Genomic DNA, 15959 nt, shown 5'->3' on the forward strand with positions numbered 1-15959 from the left:
TGATGAGACTTATCAAAAGCACTGCTTCGGCAGTGCTTTTTGCGTTGCGCTATGTTTAAGAAAAATCTCACTATACGAATCAATCCAGGTTATAGTTTTACAGATCAAGCCGTTTAATAATAAGCAGATACCCCAGGTAAACATAAGGAACTATGTTCAGACGTCCTTCATCTTCCAGTCGAAATGTCCTTTTTACCTGTATTTTTACGGGGGTAGCCGTCGCGGTACTTGTCAGCACCCTGCAGTTTTTTGCCACCTGGCACAAACGAGATGTTAAGTACGAAACGCTTCTTTCCGATATCGAATATTACATCAGCAGTTACCTCTCAGACCTCAAAAGCACAACAGATGCCCTGCAACCGCTGGTCTCATACAATTGCCAACAAGTTGCCGCCAAGCTGACCGCCAGCGCAGCGTTTAACCTCAATGTACGCGCTTTTTTGTTGGTAAAAGAGGGTATTGCTTTCTGCTCCTCCGCAACTGGCGCGATGGATTCGCCTATTCTGTCGCTGATTCCGAAGCTGGATATCCACAAAGATGTCGATGTGGAATTGCTGTCCGGTACCCCGATGATGCCTGACAAACCGGCGATCATGATTTGGCACCGGAATCCTTCATTTAATAATAGTGGCGTGTTTTCCTCACTGAATATCAATCTGGCACCTTACCTGCTCTATACCGCCCGAGAAGATGATTTTGACGGTATTGCGATTATTGTCGGTGATACCGCTATCACGACATTTTCATCCCAACTGATAGACGTCTCCGCACTTCCGGATACCACCTGGCGTCAGACGACGCTGAAAGGGATCCCCATGAAGATTCGGCTATACGCACAAGAGTGGACGTACACTGACGTCTGGTATGCCGTCATGTTGGGATGTATGGCCGGGATCATGACTGGGTTGCTTTTGTGGTACTACATCTACGCCATTCGTTTACGCCCGGGAAAAGATATTCTCAACGCCATCAAACACGATCAGTTTTATGTGGTCTACCAACCGGTCGTTGAAATGGCGACGCTGGAAGTAAAAGGCGTAGAAGTATTGTTACGCTGGCGCCACCCGACAACAGGTGAGATACCGCCAGATGCGTTTATTCACTACGCTGAATCACAACAAATGATCGTGCCGCTGACGCAGCATCTGTTCAAACTGGTGGCCCGTGATGCCCCTGCATTAAAAAAAGTGTTACCGCAAGGTGCAAAACTCGGGCTCAACATCGCGCCAACGCACCTGCATGGTGAGAGCTTTAAAGACGATATCCAGCACCTGAATGCCTCCCTGCCGCCACGCCATTTCCAGGTTGTACTGGAAATCACCGAACGCGATATGCTCAATCAGCACGAGGCATCAAAGCTTTTTGAATGGCTACACTCTGCCGGATTCGAAATTGCCATTGATGATTTCGGCACTGGCCACAGCGCACTCATTTATCTGGAACGCTTTACCGTTGACTATCTGAAAATCGACCGAGGATTTATCAACGCCATTGGTACAGAAACGCTAACGTCTCCGGTACTGGATGCGGTGTTGACACTGTCTAAGCGTCTTAATATGCTGACGGTTGCTGAAGGGGTAGAAACGCCAGAGCAAGCCCGATGGCTACGCGATCGCGGGGTTCATTTCTTCCAGGGATACTGGATCAGCCGCCCATTAATGCTTGATGATTTTGTGCGTTGGATGGCGCAACCCGATAAGCCAACGTGGTGATCGCACCAGGCGATTCATATATTTTCGCTCGCCACCCCAACCGCTATTTCTCGGGCAAGAAGCCTGTCGGGTTGTGGCAGGACAAGGAAACCTCTGTGATATGATGCCTCGCGTACTGCTTCTGTTTATCGCCCTTATCGGGTTTAACGTTCATGCCCAATCCATCAAAGAAAGCTACGCCTTTGCCGTGTTGGGCGAACCCAAGTACGCATTTAATTTTAATCACTTTGATTATGTTAACCCTGCGGCCCCCAAAGGCGGGCAGCTCACCCTCTCCTCCATTGGTACCTTTGACAACTTCAACCGCTACTCGATGCGCGGCAACCCTGGCGCACGCACCGAAACGCTCTACGATACACTGTTTACCACCTCGGATGATGAACCCGGCAGCTACTACCCGCTTATCGCTGACAGAGCACGTTACGCCGATGATTACTCATGGGTAGAAATCGCGATTAATCCGCGGGCCCGTTTTCACGATGGTTCTCCCATTACCGCACGCGATGTCGAATTCACCTTCCATAAATTTATGACCGAAGGCGTACCGCAGTTTCGTTTGGTCTACAAAGGAACAACGGTAAAAGCAATTGCCCCGTTAACAGTGCGAATTGAACTCGCCAAACCGGGCAAAGAGGATATGCTCAGCCTGTTTTCCTTACCCGTTATGCCCGAAAAGTACTGGAAAGATCACAAGCTCAGCGACCCCTTGTCGTCTCCCCCCCTTGCCAGCGGCCCTTATCGCATCAGTCAATGGAAAATGGGACAGTACATTGTTTATTCGCGTGTTAAAGATTATTGGGCGGCAAACCTGCCCGTCAATCGCGGGCGCTGGAACTTTGATACCATCCGCTACGATTACTATTTAGATGATAACGTCGCTTTTGAAGCGTTTAAGGCTGGAGCATTCGACCTGCGACTTGAAAACGATGCAAAAAATTGGGCAACCCGTTATACCGGTAAGAATTTCGCGAATCATTACATTGTCAAAGACGAACAAAAGAATGAGTCCGCACAGGACACACGATGGTTAGCCTTTAATACTCAACGTCCAATGTTTAGTGACCGACGAGTACGGGAAGCGATTACGCTGGCCTTCGATTTTGAATGGATGAATAAGGCCCTGTTTTATAATGCCTGGAGTCGGACAAACAGCTATTTCCAGAACACCGAGTATGCGGCCAGAAGTTATCCCGATGCGGATGAACTGGTGATCCTTGCGCCAATGAAAAAAGATCTGCCACCGGAAGTTTTCAGTCAAATCTATCAACCGCCGATGTCGAAAGGCGATGGCTACGATCGTGAAAACCTGTTGAAAGCCGATACGTTACTCCAACAGGCGGGATGGATACTGAAAGGGCAACAACGGATAAATAGCACCAGCGGTAAACCGCTGACCTTCGAGTTATTACTCCCGGCAGGCAGCAACAGCCAGTGGGTATTGCCATTCCAGCATAACCTACAGCGGTTAGGTATTACGATGAATATCCGCCAGGTCGATAACTCGCAAATCACTAACCGTTTGCGCAGCCGTGACTATGACATGATGCCCAGGCTCTATCGCGCAATGCCATGGCCAAGCTCAGACCTGCAAATTCTCTGGGCCTCTGAATATATAGATTCCAGTTATAACGCGCCCGGTGTGCAAAGCCCGGTCATTGATAAACTGATTAGCCAGATCATTGCCGCACAAGGGAATAAAGCCAAACTGATCCCGTTGGGGCGGGCACTGGACCGGGTATTAACCTGGAACTACTACATGTTGCCGATGTGGTACATGGCAGAGGATCGTATAGCCTGGTGGGATAAGTTTTCGCATCCGGCTATCCGCCCGATTTATACCATTGGCATCGACAACTGGTGGTATGACGTCAACAAAGCGGCGAAACTTCCCGCAGCCAGAAGACAGGGAGAGTAAATGGGCGCTTATCTGATTCGACGTCTGCTGCTGGTGATCCCCACGCTCTGGGCCATCATTACTATCAACTTTTTTATCGTACAGATTGCACCTGGCGGTCCTGTTGAGCAGGCTGTCGCCGCCATTGAGTTCGGACAAAGCGGTGCGTTGCCCGGTGCGGGCAGTGAAGGTGTGCGTGCCAGCCACGCGCAAACCGGCGTTGGGAATATCAGCGACAGTAACTACCGTGGCGGCCGGGGCCTTGACCCGGAGGTTATTGCGGAAATAACCCGTCGCTACGGATTCGATAAACCCATCCATGAACGCTATTTCAAGATGCTCTGGGACTATATCCGTTTTGATTTTGGCGACAGTCTGTTTCGCAGCGCCTCTGTTCTTACGCTAATCAAAGACAGCCTCCCGGTCTCCGTTACTCTGGGGCTCTGGAGTACACTCATCATCTATCTGGTGTCGATTCCACTTGGTATCCGCAAAGCGGTCCACAACGGTAGTCGTTTTGACGTCTGGAGCAGTGCTTTCATTATTATCGGCTACGCCATCCCCGCATTCCTGTTCGCTATTTTGCTGATCGTCTTTTTTGCCGGGGGCAGCTATTACGACCTGTTCCCGCTACGTGGACTGGTGTCCGCTAATTTTGACGCCCTGCCCTGGTATCAAAAAATTACCGATTATCTGTGGCACATTACCCTGCCGGTGCTGGCAACCGTGGTGGGTGGGTTCGCCGCGCTGACCATGCTGACTAAAAACTCATTTCTGGATGAGGTACGTAAGCAATATGTCGTTACTGCGCGTGCCAAAGGCGTTAGTGAGAAAAATATTCTATGGAAGCATGTGTTCCGCAATGCCATGTTGCTGGTAATCGCAGGATTTCCCGCCACATTTATCAGCATGTTTTTCACCGGTTCGCTGCTGATCGAAGTGATGTTTTCGCTTAATGGTCTGGGATTACTGGGATATGAATCTACCGTATCGCGCGACTACCCGGTGATGTTCGGCACACTCTACATCTTCACCCTGATCGGCCTGTTGCTCAATATCCTCAGTGATATCAGCTATACGTTGGTCGATCCTCGTATTGATTTCGAGGGACGCTAATGTCGCGATTAAGCCCCGTCAATCAGGCCCGCTGGGCGCGTTTTCGTCATAACCGCCGCGGCTACTGGTCATTATGGATTTTTTTGGTGTTGTTTGGCCTGAGCATATGTTCCGAGCTGATCGCGAATGATAAGCCGCTATTGGTTCGCTATGACGGCAGCTGGTATGTCCCTCTGGTTAAAAACTACAGTGAGAGCGATTTCGGCGGCCCATTAGCAACAAAGGCTGATTACCAGGATCCGTGGCTACAACACCGTCTGGAGAGCCAGGGTTGGATACTATGGGCCCCCATCCGGTTCGGCGCTACCAGCATCAACTTTGCCACCGATAAGCCCTTCCCCTCTCCGCCCTCGGCGCAAAACTGGCTGGGTACTGACGCAAATGGTGGTGACGTGCTGGCGCGTATCCTTTACGGCACCCGCATCTCAATTCTGTTTGGCTTAATGCTGACCCTGTGTTCCAGCGTCATGGGGGTGATGGCCGGCGCACTACAGGGATATTATGGCGGTAAGGTAGACCTGTGGGGGCAACGGTTCATCGAAGTGTGGTCTGGTATGCCAACGCTGTTTCTGATTATTTTGCTCTCCAGCGTCGTTCAGCCTAACTTCTGGTGGCTATTAGCGATCACCGTGCTGTTTGGCTGGATGAGCCTGGTTGGCGTGGTACGCGCGGAATTTCTGCGCACCCGAAACTTTGATTACATTCGCGCAGCGCAAGCGCTCGGGGTTAGCGATCGCAGTATTATTTTGCGTCATATGTTGCCGAATGCGATGGTTGCCGCCCTGACCTTTTTACCGTTTATTTTATGCGCCTCAATCACCACGCTCACCTCGCTGGATTTTCTCGGGTTCGGATTACCGCTCGGCTCTCCATCACTGGGAGAATTGCTGTTGCAGGGTAAAAATAACCTTCAGGCCCCGTGGCTTGGGATCACCGCGTTTGTCTCCGTTGCCCTCTTATTATCGCTACTGATTTTTATTGGTGAAGCGGTACGCGACGCATTTGATCCCAATAAGGCGATTTAAGATGACACAACCTCTGTTAGCCATTGAGAATTTATCCGTCGGTTTTCGTCAACAAGATACCGTACGCACTGTAGTCAACACACTCTCTTTGCGCGTTGATGCCGGGCAAACGCTGGCGCTGGTGGGTGAATCTGGTTCAGGTAAGAGCGTCACCGCGCTTTCGGTGTTGCGTCTGTTGCCTACGCCGCCTGCGGTGTACCTCTCCGGTGATATCCGCTTTCACGGTGAATCATTACTTCACGCTAACGAGCAGACACTTCGCGGTGTACGGGGAAATAAAATCGCCATGATTTTCCAGGAGCCAATGGTATCGTTAAACCCATTGCATAACCTTGAAAAACAGCTCTATGAAGTCCTGTCGTTGCATAGGGGAATGCGTCGGGAAGCCGCACGGGCAGAAATTCTGACCTGTCTGGATCGTGTAGGCATTCGCCATGCAGCAAAACGCCTTACAGATTATCCGCACCAGCTTTCCGGCGGTGAGCGCCAGCGCGTAATGATTGCTATGGCGCTGTTAACCCGCCCGGAGCTGTTGATTGCCGACGAACCCACAACCGCGCTGGATGTCTCTGTGCAGGCGCAAATTCTGCAACTGCTGCGAGAATTGCAGCGTGAGCTGAACATGGGATTGCTGTTCATCACTCATAATCTTAGCATCGTAAGAAAGCTGGCCGATTCCATTGCCGTCATGCAGAACGGTCAATGCGTTGAACAAAACCGTGCCGAGCCATTGCTTGCTGCACCAACCCATACCTACACGCAGAAACTGTTAAATAGTGAACCCTCTGGCGATCCAGTCCCTTTACCCGCCGGACAACCGCCATTACTGGAAGTGAATGGGCTCAGCGTCGCCTTCCCTGTACGCAAGGGTATCCTCAAGCGCGTGGTGGATCATAATGTGGTGGTTAACAACGTCAGTTTTACCCTCAGGCCCGGTGAAACACTGGGGCTGGTGGGCGAATCAGGATCCGGGAAAAGTACCACCGGTCTGGCGCTGCTGCGATTAATCACATCACAAGGCAGTATTGTGTTCGATGGTCTGGCGCTGCATACCTTAAATCGTCGCCAACTGTTGCCAGTACGCCACCGCATTCAGGTTGTCTTTCAGGACCCCAACTCGTCACTGAATCCGCGTTTGAGCGTATTACAAATTATTGAAGAGGGATTGCGCGTTCACCAGCCAACGCTTTCCGCTGAACAGCGTGAAGCGCAGGTAAAAGCCGTGATGGCTGAAGTCGGACTCGATAGCGAAACGCGCCATCGCTATCCTGCAGAGTTTTCCGGTGGTCAACGCCAACGCATAGCCATTGCCAGGGCATTGATTCTCAAACCCTCGCTGATCATTCTGGATGAGCCGACATCCTCGCTCGACAGAACCGTACAGGCGCAAATCCTCACGCTGTTAAAGTCCTTACAGGAAAAGCATCGTCTGGCCTATATCTTTATCAGCCATGATTTGCATGTTGTACGTGCGTTATGCCATCAGGTTATTGTGTTGCGGCAGGGAGAGGTCGTGGAACAGGGGCAATGCGAGCACGTATTTAACGCGCCACAACAGGCCTATACGCGTCAGCTGCTCGCGCTAAGCTGACGCTCAAAACGGATTGTTGTTTGAAAAAGGTTCTGCGATGGCCACACCGAAATTTTTCAGCCTGCAGGTCGCGGCAAACTCATCCTGGCGATTCACAAACAGACACGGTTCCCCTTCACATTCCAGTACGGAACAAGGAACTTCAATATCGCTAAGCGCCTGGCTGAGTTTATGCATGACTGACCACGCACTGTCACCATCGGGACTGAGTAATTTTAACGCTACCAGACTATTTTCCGTACTTTGGCCATTTTGCGGAATCGGTTCAACTTTTGAGCCTGCGAAACCCACCGACCAACGATAGCACTGCGGCAGACGATGAACGATTGAGAGTTGTAATGTCATCACTTTCTTTCCCTGGAAGCACAGTCACTTCACAATTATTTTACATCAATATTAACACATCATTGACAATACGTCTTTAGACAGTTGGTAAACGTTTACACCCTGTCCTTAAGCCGCTTTCCGAACCCCGTATTTAAATTTATTCAATGGGTACGGCATGTTTCCGCGCTATATGTACGCGTTTCTGCGATCTAACTCAACCTTTTTAACTACAATGATGTGACTTTTTACATAAATTGATTTTACATAAAATAAACATTACTGGGGGGAATGATGGATTTGCGGTTGATATGCATCAACTCCGGAGGCGTTATAGCCCCCAGGTTGTGTATTAGATCACCGTTTTTTGCTGCGACTGGCGTAGAGATAGAAGAGAATTGAGCTGGTGGCGCAAAACGCAATCGACCAAATCATTGGCCAGGCTGAGTTAAAGGTCGCCAGTGACAAGAGCGCGCCAACAACAGCGCCGATACCAAAACGAAACGTCCCCGCCAACGATGAGGCTGTCCCGGCCATGTGCGGAAACTCATCCAGAATGACCGCCATCGCATTTGATGACACCATCGACACGCAACCTACAAACGCCGCAACACCGACAACCAGAGCCCAGAATCCAACGCCGAACAGTGCGCTGAATACCATCCAGCCCGCCATCACAAACTGGATCCACAGCCCGGTACGGAACATATTTAGTGCACCAACCCGACGAACAAAGCGACTGTTAATGATTGTCATCACAAACAGGAAAACGATGTTCAGTGCAAAGTAATAACCGAAGTGCTGTGGTGAAACATGGTTGATTTCAATGTAGACAAAGGGGCCTGCACTCAGGAAAGAAAACATCCCTGCAAAGCTAAACCCACTGGCCAGCATGTAACTCAGGACGCGCTTGTGGCGAAACAGCGAGGCAAAGTTGCCCAGAGTAGTACGCAAGCGAAACGGCTGACGGCGCTCAACGGGCAAGGTCTCTTTGATCAGCGTAAAGATCATCACCGAGGCCAGAATCGCCGCCACAGCGAGGATCCAGAAGATATAGTGCCAACTCAGCCATACCAGCACCCAACCGCCCACAATAGGTGCCATCAGTGGTGCAATCGTCGTCACCAGCATGACAAATGACATCATGCGCGAGAATTCTTCCTTCGGATAGATGTCGCGCATCAGGGCATTGATGACCACGCTTGCCGCCGCAGCCGCCAGACCGTGGAAGAAACGCATAGTGATCAACTGATCGATAGTTTGCGCCAACGCACAGGCGACCGCTGCCGCCGCAAACACCAGGGTCCCTCCCAGTATCACCGGTTTACGCCCGATGCTGTCGGCCATCGGCCCATAGATCAACTGCCCCACCGCGAACCCCAGAATATAGGTACTGAGGGTCATTTGTGCACTGCCTGCCGGCACGCCAAATTGAGCAGAGATCACCGGCAGTGCCGGAAGATACATATCGATCGACAACGGCATCAACATGGCCAACAAGCCAAGGATAAAAACAATGGCAATTGAAGAGTTCTGCCGGGTGGTCACATTTAGCTCCTGATATTAACGCGGGGTTAAGTTAACGCTGGCGATTTCTTCTTCGGTCAATGGACGGTATTCACCGGGCTCCAGATCCTCATCAAGCTTGATGGCACCGATGCGTTCACGATGCAGTTCCACAACGTGATTCCCGACAGCGGCAAACATGCGTTTAACCTGATGATAGCGCCCTTCACTGATGGTCAAACGTACCTGAGTCGGCGTGATCACTTCCAGCACAGCCGGCTTCGTCAGATCTTTCTCGTTATGCAATTGCACACCACGGGCAAACTGCTCAGCGGTATCGTCTGCCACCGGTGATTCCAGCGTCACCCGATAAGTCTTCTCACAATGGTGACGCGGAGAGGTAATGCGATGCGACCACTGACCGTCGTCGGTCATTAACACCAGTCCGGTGGTGTCGATATCCAGACGTCCTGCCGCATGCAGTTTGTGCGCGACAGGTTCATCGAGAAAATAGAGAACTGTCGGGTGATCCGGATCATCCGTGGAGCAAACATAGCCCTGAGGCTTATTCAGCATAAAATAGCGTGGACCCGTCTGTTGAACCAGAGAATTGCCGTCATATTCAACGTCATGTTCTGGCAGCAGCTTAAAGGCGCTATTTCTGACGATTTCGCCGTCGACGGTAACACGGTTACCACGGATCTCACGCCCGGCAATAGCGCGGCTGACGCCGAGTTGCTGAGCGATAAATTTATCAAGTCGCATGAGTGTGATTTTGCCTGTAACAATACGGAAATCGGGCGTTATGCCCGAAAAGTGGAGCCGTTTTCCGCTCAGTATAACGAGCTAACAACTTCCCTCAAGGGAAAAAGATTCGTGGCATACTATACGCGAGACTGTTACATATTGTGAGCCCATGATTTTTACTCTTCGTCCTTACCAAAAAGAAGCCGTGGATGCCACGCTCAACCATTTTCGCCATCACCGCACGCCGGCAGTTATCGTCCTCCCCACAGGTGCAGGCAAAAGCCTGGTGATTGCTGAACTGGCGCGGGTTGCGCGTGGGCGCGTATTGGTGCTGGCACATGTCAAAGAGCTGGTTGCGCAGAATCATGCCAAGTACTGCGCTCTGGGGTTGGAAGCCGATATCTTTGCCGCCGGGTTAAAGCGCAAAGAGAGCCACGGGAAAGTGGTTTTTGGCAGCGTTCAGTCGGTGGCACGTAATCTGGACGCCTTCCAGGGAGAATTCTCCCTGCTCATCGTCGATGAATGCCATCGCATTGGTGATGATGAAGAGAGCCAGTATCAACAGATCCTGACACACCTGACAAACGTAAATCCTCATCTACGCCTGCTCGGGCTCACCGCCACGCCTTTTCGCCTGGGCAAAGGCTGGATTTATCATTTCCATTATCACGGTATGGTACGCGGCGATGAAAAAGCGTTATTTCGCGACTGCATTTATGAATTGCCGCTGCGCTACATGATAAAGCACGGTTATCTGACGCCGCCGGAACGCCTCGATATGCCGGTCGTACAATATGATTTCAGTCGCCTGCAGGCGCAGAGTAATGGCCTGTTCAGTGAAGCAGACCTTAATCGGGAGCTGAAAAAACAACAACGAATAACACCGCATATCATCAGTCAGATTATTGAGTTTGCTCAGACGCGCAAAGGGGTAATGATTTTCGCCGCTACCGTTGAGCACGCCAAAGAGATTGTCAGCCTGCTCCCTGCTGATGATGCGGCGCTTATCACCGGAGAGACACCGGGATCGGAACGTGATGTATTAATCGAAGACTTCAAATCACAGCGCTTTCGCTATCTGGTTAACGTTGCGGTCTTAACCACCGGATTTGACGCCCCACATGTTGATCTGATAGCCATCCTGCGCCCAACCGAGTCGGTCAGCTTGTACCAACAAATCGTTGGACGCGGGTTGCGCCTGGCTCCGGGGAAAACGGACTGTCTGATCCTTGATTACGCCGGGAATCCGCACGATCTGTACGCCCCGGAAGTGGGTGCGCCCAAAGGGAAAAGTGACAACATTCCGGTGCAGGTATTCTGCCCTGCCTGCGGATTTGCTAACACTTTCTGGGGGAAAACAACCGCTGATGGCACACTGATCGAACACTTTGGCCGTCGCTGCCAGGGATGGTTTGAAGATGATGACGGTCATCGCGAGCAGTGCGATTTCCGCTTTCGTTTTAAAAACTGTCCGCAGTGTAATGCGGAAAATGATATTGCCGCTCGCCGCTGTCGCGAGTGCGATACGGTACTGGTCGATCCGGATGATATGCTGAAAGCCGCGCTCAGACTCAAAGATGCACTGGTTCTGCGCTGTAGCGGCATGGTGTTACAAAACGGCCAGGATGAAAAAGGTGAATGGCTGAAAATCACCTATTACGATGAAGATGGTGCCGACGTCAGCGAGCGTTTTCGCTTACACACGCCCGCGCAGCGAACGGCCTTTGAACAGCTGTTTATTCGCCCACATACCCGTACCCCCGGCGTGCCCTTACGCTGGATAACCGCCGCCGATATCCTCGCCCAACAGGCCCTGCTGCGACATCCTGATTTTGTGGTGGCACGCATGAAAGGCCAGTACTGGCAGGTACGTGAAAAGGTCTTCGACTATGAAGGTCGTTTCCGGCGGGCACATGAATTACGCGGTTAATCGTACTTTTGATTGATGTACCCGCCGTTTGAGTATAGAATCTCGCCCGCTTTTGCATACGCAAAGCAGATCACTTACCTGTTGCTGGGTCGCCTGTAGCAGGAATTATTAAAGAGAGATTTAAATGTTTACTATCAACGCTGAAGTACGTAAAGAGCAGGGTAAGGGTGCGAGCCGCCGCCTGCGTGCCGCTAACAAGTTCCCGGCAATCATCTACGGTGGCGCAGAAGCCCCGGTTGCTATCGAACTGGATCACGATGCAGTTATGAACATGCAAGCTAAAGCTGAATTTTACAGCGAAGTTCTGACCCTCGTTGTTGACGGTAAAGAAGTTAAAGTTAAAGCTCAGGCTGTACAGCGTCACCCGTTCAAGCCGAAGCTGTCTCACATCGACTTCGTTCGCGCGTAATCGCCAACAAGTTGAAGAAAAACCCCGCCCTGGCGGGGTTTTTTTATGGGATTTTGTTGGCGGTAAAGAGGAATCACGCAGGCCGGATAGGCGTTAACTCGCTTATCCGGCAAATGGCTCTATTTCCCGCCTGATGTGCGACGCTGCAGTTGGTCACGCAGATTCGGCGGTGTACCTTTAATGGTCAACGTGTCTGTCGCCGGGTCCCAGAAAATACGCTCGCCCAATAGCATGGCATCGAAGTTAATCGTCAATCCGCCGCCGCTTCCGGCAAATTTCGTTAACTGACGCAGCGTACTGCGATCTGCCGGGAAGCTTTCTTCCAGCTCATACCCTTTATCCGCGGTAAACTCACTAAAGCTGACTTCACTGACGCCGGAAAGCTCTTTGGATAGCGACTCCAGTTCGATCTCTTCACCTGCCTGCAACTGCTCGTTACAGTAACTGTAGACCTGCTGGCGCACGTTCTGACGCTCAGCTTTATCGAGCTGCGCCTCAGCGGTAAAGTCGTCCACGGCCTGCAGCAGGCCACGGTTTTGCGCTTTGGCATTCAGACCTTCGCTGGCACCGAGGAAATCCATAAAGAAATCGGCAACTTTACGCCCGACCCGCCCTTTCAGGAACGTCAGGTAGCGCGTGGACTCCGGGTTGGTTTCCCACTCGGTTAAATCAATACGCGCGACGATGTCCGCATGATTGATATCCAGATAGTGTGTCGGATTGATATCCAGATTTTCATTGACGCGCATGCTGCTTAAATTGTTCAGCACGGCAACCAGCAGATACTCTACCGCCAGATAGCGGTAATGGCAGAACAGTACGATACCACCGTCGGCAAAAGGATATTTCGCCAGTTCGTCGCGCAGACGTCCCGTCGCAGCACGACTAAAAGCCAGAAAATCCTCTTCACCCTGGCGCTGTAAGCGCAGCGTTTGCGCCAGCTCGCTCTCTTCGCTAAAGAGGCCATAGGCTTTATTCTTGGCGCTATACACCCGGTGCAACTCAGCCATCATCTCGACAACCGTCGCTGTCGGTTCCAGTAATGAATCGCGCAAGACCAGCTCAAGATTCTGCTCGTCACGTTTGATAAGCTGGTGCAGGGCAATCTGGTTGATATCCAGACTCATGATAAACTCTCCTTTTAGACCGGGCGGTATTCAACCACCTGCCGGGCAGTGACGCAATAGAAGATAAAAAAGCAGAAAAAAAACTGTCTCTACGGTAATATGTTGCCCTTTCATGAACAGACTGATTTCGATTTATGCCACAAATTTCCCGCTATAGTGACGAACACGTTGAACAATTGCTGAATGAGATGCTCAACGTACTGGAAAAACATAAGGCACCAACCGATCTTTCCCTGATGGTTTTGGGAAATATGGTGACTAACCTTATCAATACAAGCATCGCACCGGCCCAGCGCCAGGCGATTGCGAACTCTTTTGCACGCGCATTGCAGTCTTCGGTAAACGACGACCAAGCGCACTAAGAGCCTGCTCCGGGGAAACGAACAACAGTTTATGGTAACTCATCATCAGCGCTACCGTGAGAAAGTCTCCCAGATGGTTAGCTGGGGGCACTGGTTTGCCCTGTTCAACATGTTGTTGGCCATGGTACTCGGTAGCCGTTACCTGTTTGTCGCCGACTGGCCGACAACGCTTGCAGGACGTGTTTATTCTTACCTGAGCGTTGTCGGGCATTTTAGCTTCCTGGTGTTTGCCACCTATCTGCTAATCCTGTTTCCTCTGACGTTCATCGTCATGTCCCAGAGGCTGATGCGATTCTTATCAGCCATTCTGGCGACAGCAGGTATGACGCTGTTGTTGATTGACAGCGAAGTGTTCACACGCTTCCACCTGCATCTCAACCCCATAGTTTGGGAGCTGGTCATTAACCCTGACCAGAATGAAGCGGCCCGAGACTGGCAGTTGATGTTTATCAGCGTGCCAATCATTCTGCTAATCGAAATGCTGTTTGCGACCTGGAGCTGGCAGAAACTGCGCAGCCTGACGCGTCGCCGCCATTTTGCCAAACCGTTAGCAGCATTCTTTTTCGTTTCATTTATCGCCTCACATGTGGTGTATATCTGGGCTGATGCCAACTTCTATCGCCCGATTACCATGCAACGTGCAAACCTGCCACTTTCCTATCCTATGACCGCACGTAAGTTTCTGGAAAAACATGGTCTATTGGATGCACAAGAGTATCAGCGCCGCCTGATTGAACAGGGTAATCCGGAAGCAGTCTCAGTCCAGTATCCGCTCAGTGAGCTGCGTTACCGTGATATGGGAACGGGTCAGAATGTCCTGCTGATCACCGTTGACGGTCTGAATTACTCGCGCTTTGAACAGCAGATGCCTGCTCTGGCTGAATTTGCCGGGCAGAATATCTCCTTTACGCGTCACATGAGTTCGGGAAATACCGCAGACAACGGGATTTTTGGCCTGTTTTATGGCGTATCTCCAAGCTACATGGACGGCATTTTGTCGACCCGAACGCCTGCCGCGCTAATCTCTGCGTTGAATCAACAAGGTTATCAGTTAGGATTGTTCTCCTCTGATGGCTTCACTAGCCCACTGTATCGCCAGGCATTGCTGTCCGACTTTTCGATGCCAAGCGTGCAAACGCAATCTGATGAACAAACTGCAAGCCAGTGGATCAACTGGCTGGGTCGCTATGCGCAAGATGATAACCGTTGGTTCTCATGGGTTTCCTTTAACGGAACGAACCTTGATGACAGCAACCAGAAGAATTTTGCCAAACGCTACGCCAGCGCGGCGCAAGATGTGGATGCCAACATCAACCGTATACTCAGCGCACTGCGTGATTCCGGGAAACTGAACAATACGGTGGTCATTATTACCGCAGGCCGGGGCGTGCCGCTGACGCAGGAAGAGAATAACTTCGCCTGGTCGCGTGGCCATCTACAGGTGCCTCTGGTTATTCACTGGCCGGGAACACCTGCGCAGCGCATTAACAGTCTGACCGATCATACTGACCTGATGACAACACTGATGCAGCGCCTGCTCCACGTCAGTACCCCAGCAAGCGAGTACTCACAGGGACAGGATTTGTTTAATGCAACACGCCGCCATTACTGGGTCACGGCGGCCGACAGCAGCACAATGGCCATTACCACACCAGAGATGACGCTGGTGCTTAATAACAACGGTAATTACCAGACCTATGATTTACGCGGCGAGAAAATTAAAGATCAGAAACCGCAGCTGAGTTTGCTGCTGCAAGTGCTGACGGATGAGAAACGATTTATCGCTAACTGATTAATTATAAATCAGTTAGCAGTCCATCCTCTTGCATTCGTGGTGGAAAGCAGTAGTATTAGCAGCTATAAGTGTCGGCACGTAGCGCAGCCTGGTAGCGCACTGTCATGGGGTGTCAGGGGTCGGAGGTTCAAATCCTCTCGTGCCGACCAAAAATTCCCAAAAAAACCAACCCTTGTGGTTGGTTTTTTTATGCCTGTTTTCTGTACGGGAAAGCAATGGGGAATTATCGGGGAAAAACCCCGGTGCATCTGTGAAGGATCTTTGGTGAATTTAGGGACCAGTGCATCGCTACGTTTATCGGCATTCTCCAGCTTGATAAGTCATTAGCAGTTGCTAATGACTTATCACCGTTCTTAATTTTCTCAACGGCCTTATCAAGTTTGTCTGAAGATGTTGCACAAAGAAAATTATTCTCAACAAC

At 51.0% G+C, this 15959-nt stretch carries 13 protein-coding genes, 1 tRNA gene and 1 pseudogene; 10 read left to right on the forward strand and 5 right to left on the reverse strand.

Features of this window, described 5'->3' with window-relative positions:
- The first annotated feature begins 152 nt into the window (after positions 1-152).
- The 5 genes from NNO02_RS05525 to yejF all read left to right on the forward strand — a co-directional run bounded on the left by NNO02_RS05525 (position 153) and on the right by yejF (position 7338).
- Positions 153-1712, forward strand: coding sequence for a cyclic di-GMP phosphodiesterase (locus tag NNO02_RS05525; protein ID WP_271454365.1), 1560 nt, complete (start codon positions 153-155; stop codon positions 1710-1712).
- Between the two features lie 100 nt (positions 1713-1812).
- Positions 1813-3627 (forward strand): extracellular solute-binding protein, encoded by a 1815-nt coding sequence (locus NNO02_RS05530; RefSeq protein ID WP_271454366.1) that lies wholly within the window; start codon positions 1813-1815, stop codon positions 3625-3627.
- Positions 3628-4722 (forward strand): microcin C ABC transporter permease YejB, encoded by a 1095-nt coding sequence (locus tag NNO02_RS05535; RefSeq protein ID WP_040230596.1) that lies wholly within the window; start codon positions 3628-3630, stop codon positions 4720-4722.
- Positions 4722-5747: an ABC transporter permease gene (locus tag NNO02_RS05540; protein WP_271440088.1), complete on the forward strand. Its 1026-nt coding sequence runs from the start codon at positions 4722-4724 to the stop codon at positions 5745-5747. The genes NNO02_RS05535 and NNO02_RS05540 overlap by 1 nt, the downstream gene beginning before the upstream one ends.
- A 1-nt stretch (position 5748) precedes the next feature.
- Positions 5749-7338 carry a microcin C ABC transporter ATP-binding protein YejF gene (yejF, locus tag NNO02_RS05545; protein WP_271454367.1) on the forward strand — a complete coding sequence of 530 codons (1590 nt, stop codon included), beginning with the start codon at positions 5749-5751 and terminating at the stop codon, positions 7336-7338.
- Positions 7339-7341: 3 nt separating this feature from the next.
- On the opposite strand, the gene NNO02_RS05550 is transcribed toward yejF, so the two are convergent.
- The 3 genes from NNO02_RS05550 to rsuA form a co-directional block, all read right to left on the reverse strand.
- Positions 7342-7686, reverse strand: a complete 345-nt coding sequence (locus NNO02_RS05550) for a YejG family protein (RefSeq protein WP_137384093.1) — start codon at positions 7684-7686, stop codon at positions 7342-7344.
- A 333-nt stretch (positions 7687-8019) separates the two neighbouring features.
- A complete protein-coding gene (locus tag NNO02_RS05555; protein ID WP_271440090.1) occupies positions 8020-9210 on the reverse strand; it encodes a Bcr/CflA family multidrug efflux MFS transporter in 1191 nt (396 codons plus the stop codon).
- Positions 9211-9225: 15 nt separating this feature from the next.
- Positions 9226-9933: a 16S rRNA pseudouridine(516) synthase RsuA gene (gene rsuA / locus NNO02_RS05560; protein ID WP_137384095.1), complete on the reverse strand. Its 708-nt coding sequence runs from the start codon at positions 9931-9933 to the stop codon at positions 9226-9228.
- 151 nt (positions 9934-10084) lie between these two features.
- On the opposite strand from rsuA, the gene NNO02_RS05565 reads away from it, so the two are divergent.
- Both NNO02_RS05565 and rplY read left to right on the forward strand, forming a co-directional pair.
- Positions 10085-11845, forward strand: a complete 1761-nt coding sequence (locus NNO02_RS05565; protein ID WP_271454368.1) for a DEAD/DEAH box helicase — start codon at positions 10085-10087, stop codon at positions 11843-11845.
- A gap of 124 nt (positions 11846-11969) precedes the next feature.
- A complete protein-coding gene (gene rplY, locus NNO02_RS05570) occupies positions 11970-12254 on the forward strand; it encodes a 50S ribosomal protein L25 (protein WP_137384097.1) in 285 nt (94 codons plus the stop codon).
- A 119-nt stretch (positions 12255-12373) separates the two neighbouring features.
- Here the strand turns inward: rplY and yejK are convergent, their stop codons facing one another.
- Entirely contained in the window at positions 12374-13381 is a 1008-nt protein-coding gene (gene yejK / locus NNO02_RS05575) for a nucleoid-associated protein YejK (protein ID WP_005129293.1), read from the reverse strand.
- Between the two features lie 134 nt (positions 13382-13515).
- Here yejK and NNO02_RS05580 point away from each other — a divergent pair, with 134 nt between their 5' ends.
- The 3 genes from NNO02_RS05580 to NNO02_RS05590 all read left to right on the forward strand — a co-directional run bounded on the left by NNO02_RS05580 (position 13516) and on the right by NNO02_RS05590 (position 15687).
- The gene (locus NNO02_RS05580) at positions 13516-13743 is read left to right on the forward strand and encodes a YejL family protein (protein WP_003027506.1); all 228 of its coding nucleotides are present in this window, start codon (positions 13516-13518) and stop codon (positions 13741-13743) included.
- A gap of 31 nt (positions 13744-13774) precedes the next feature.
- Positions 13775-15535, forward strand: a complete 1761-nt coding sequence (yejM, locus tag NNO02_RS05585; protein WP_271454369.1) for an LPS biosynthesis-modulating metalloenzyme YejM — start codon at positions 13775-13777, stop codon at positions 15533-15535.
- A gap of 75 nt (positions 15536-15610) precedes the next feature.
- Positions 15611-15687: transfer RNA gene (locus NNO02_RS05590), tRNA-Pro, on the forward strand.
- Positions 15688-15783: 96 nt separating this feature from the next.
- On the opposite strand, the pseudogene NNO02_RS23830 reads toward NNO02_RS05590, so the two are convergent.
- A pseudogene (locus NNO02_RS23830) lies at positions 15784-15956 on the reverse strand (VENN motif pre-toxin domain-containing protein); the annotation flags it as partial.
- Positions 15957-15959: the final 3 nt, after the last annotated feature.

This window comes from Citrobacter sp. Awk 2, from assembly GCF_028069815.1.
GTDB lineage: Bacteria > Pseudomonadota > Gammaproteobacteria > Enterobacterales > Enterobacteriaceae > Citrobacter.

Excerpts from the sequence above, each read along its gene's own strand:
- NNO02_RS05525 (WP_271454365.1), top strand. The coding sequence starts at position 153 with ATGTTCAGACGTCCTTCATCTTCCAGTCGAAATGTCCTTTTTACCTGT.
- NNO02_RS05530 (WP_271454366.1), top strand. The coding sequence starts at position 1,813 with ATGATGCCTCGCGTACTGCTTCTGTTTATCGCCCTTATCGGGTTTAAC.
- NNO02_RS05535 (WP_040230596.1), top strand. The coding sequence starts at position 3,628 with ATGGGCGCTTATCTGATTCGACGTCTGCTGCTGGTGATCCCCACGCTC.
- NNO02_RS05540 (WP_271440088.1), top strand. The coding sequence starts at position 4,722 with ATGTCGCGATTAAGCCCCGTCAATCAGGCCCGCTGGGCGCGTTTTCGT.
- yejF (WP_271454367.1), top strand. The coding sequence starts at position 5,749 with ATGACACAACCTCTGTTAGCCATTGAGAATTTATCCGTCGGTTTTCGT.
- rsuA (WP_137384095.1), bottom strand. The coding sequence starts at position 9,933 with ATGCGACTTGATAAATTTATCGCTCAGCAACTCGGCGTCAGCCGCGCT.
- NNO02_RS05565 (WP_271454368.1), top strand. The coding sequence starts at position 10,085 with ATGATTTTTACTCTTCGTCCTTACCAAAAAGAAGCCGTGGATGCCACG.
- rplY (WP_137384097.1), top strand. The coding sequence starts at position 11,970 with ATGTTTACTATCAACGCTGAAGTACGTAAAGAGCAGGGTAAGGGTGCG.
- yejK (WP_005129293.1), bottom strand. The coding sequence starts at position 13,381 with ATGAGTCTGGATATCAACCAGATTGCCCTGCACCAGCTTATCAAACGT.
- NNO02_RS05580 (WP_003027506.1), top strand. The coding sequence starts at position 13,516 with ATGCCACAAATTTCCCGCTATAGTGACGAACACGTTGAACAATTGCTG.
- yejM (WP_271454369.1), top strand. The coding sequence starts at position 13,775 with ATGGTAACTCATCATCAGCGCTACCGTGAGAAAGTCTCCCAGATGGTT.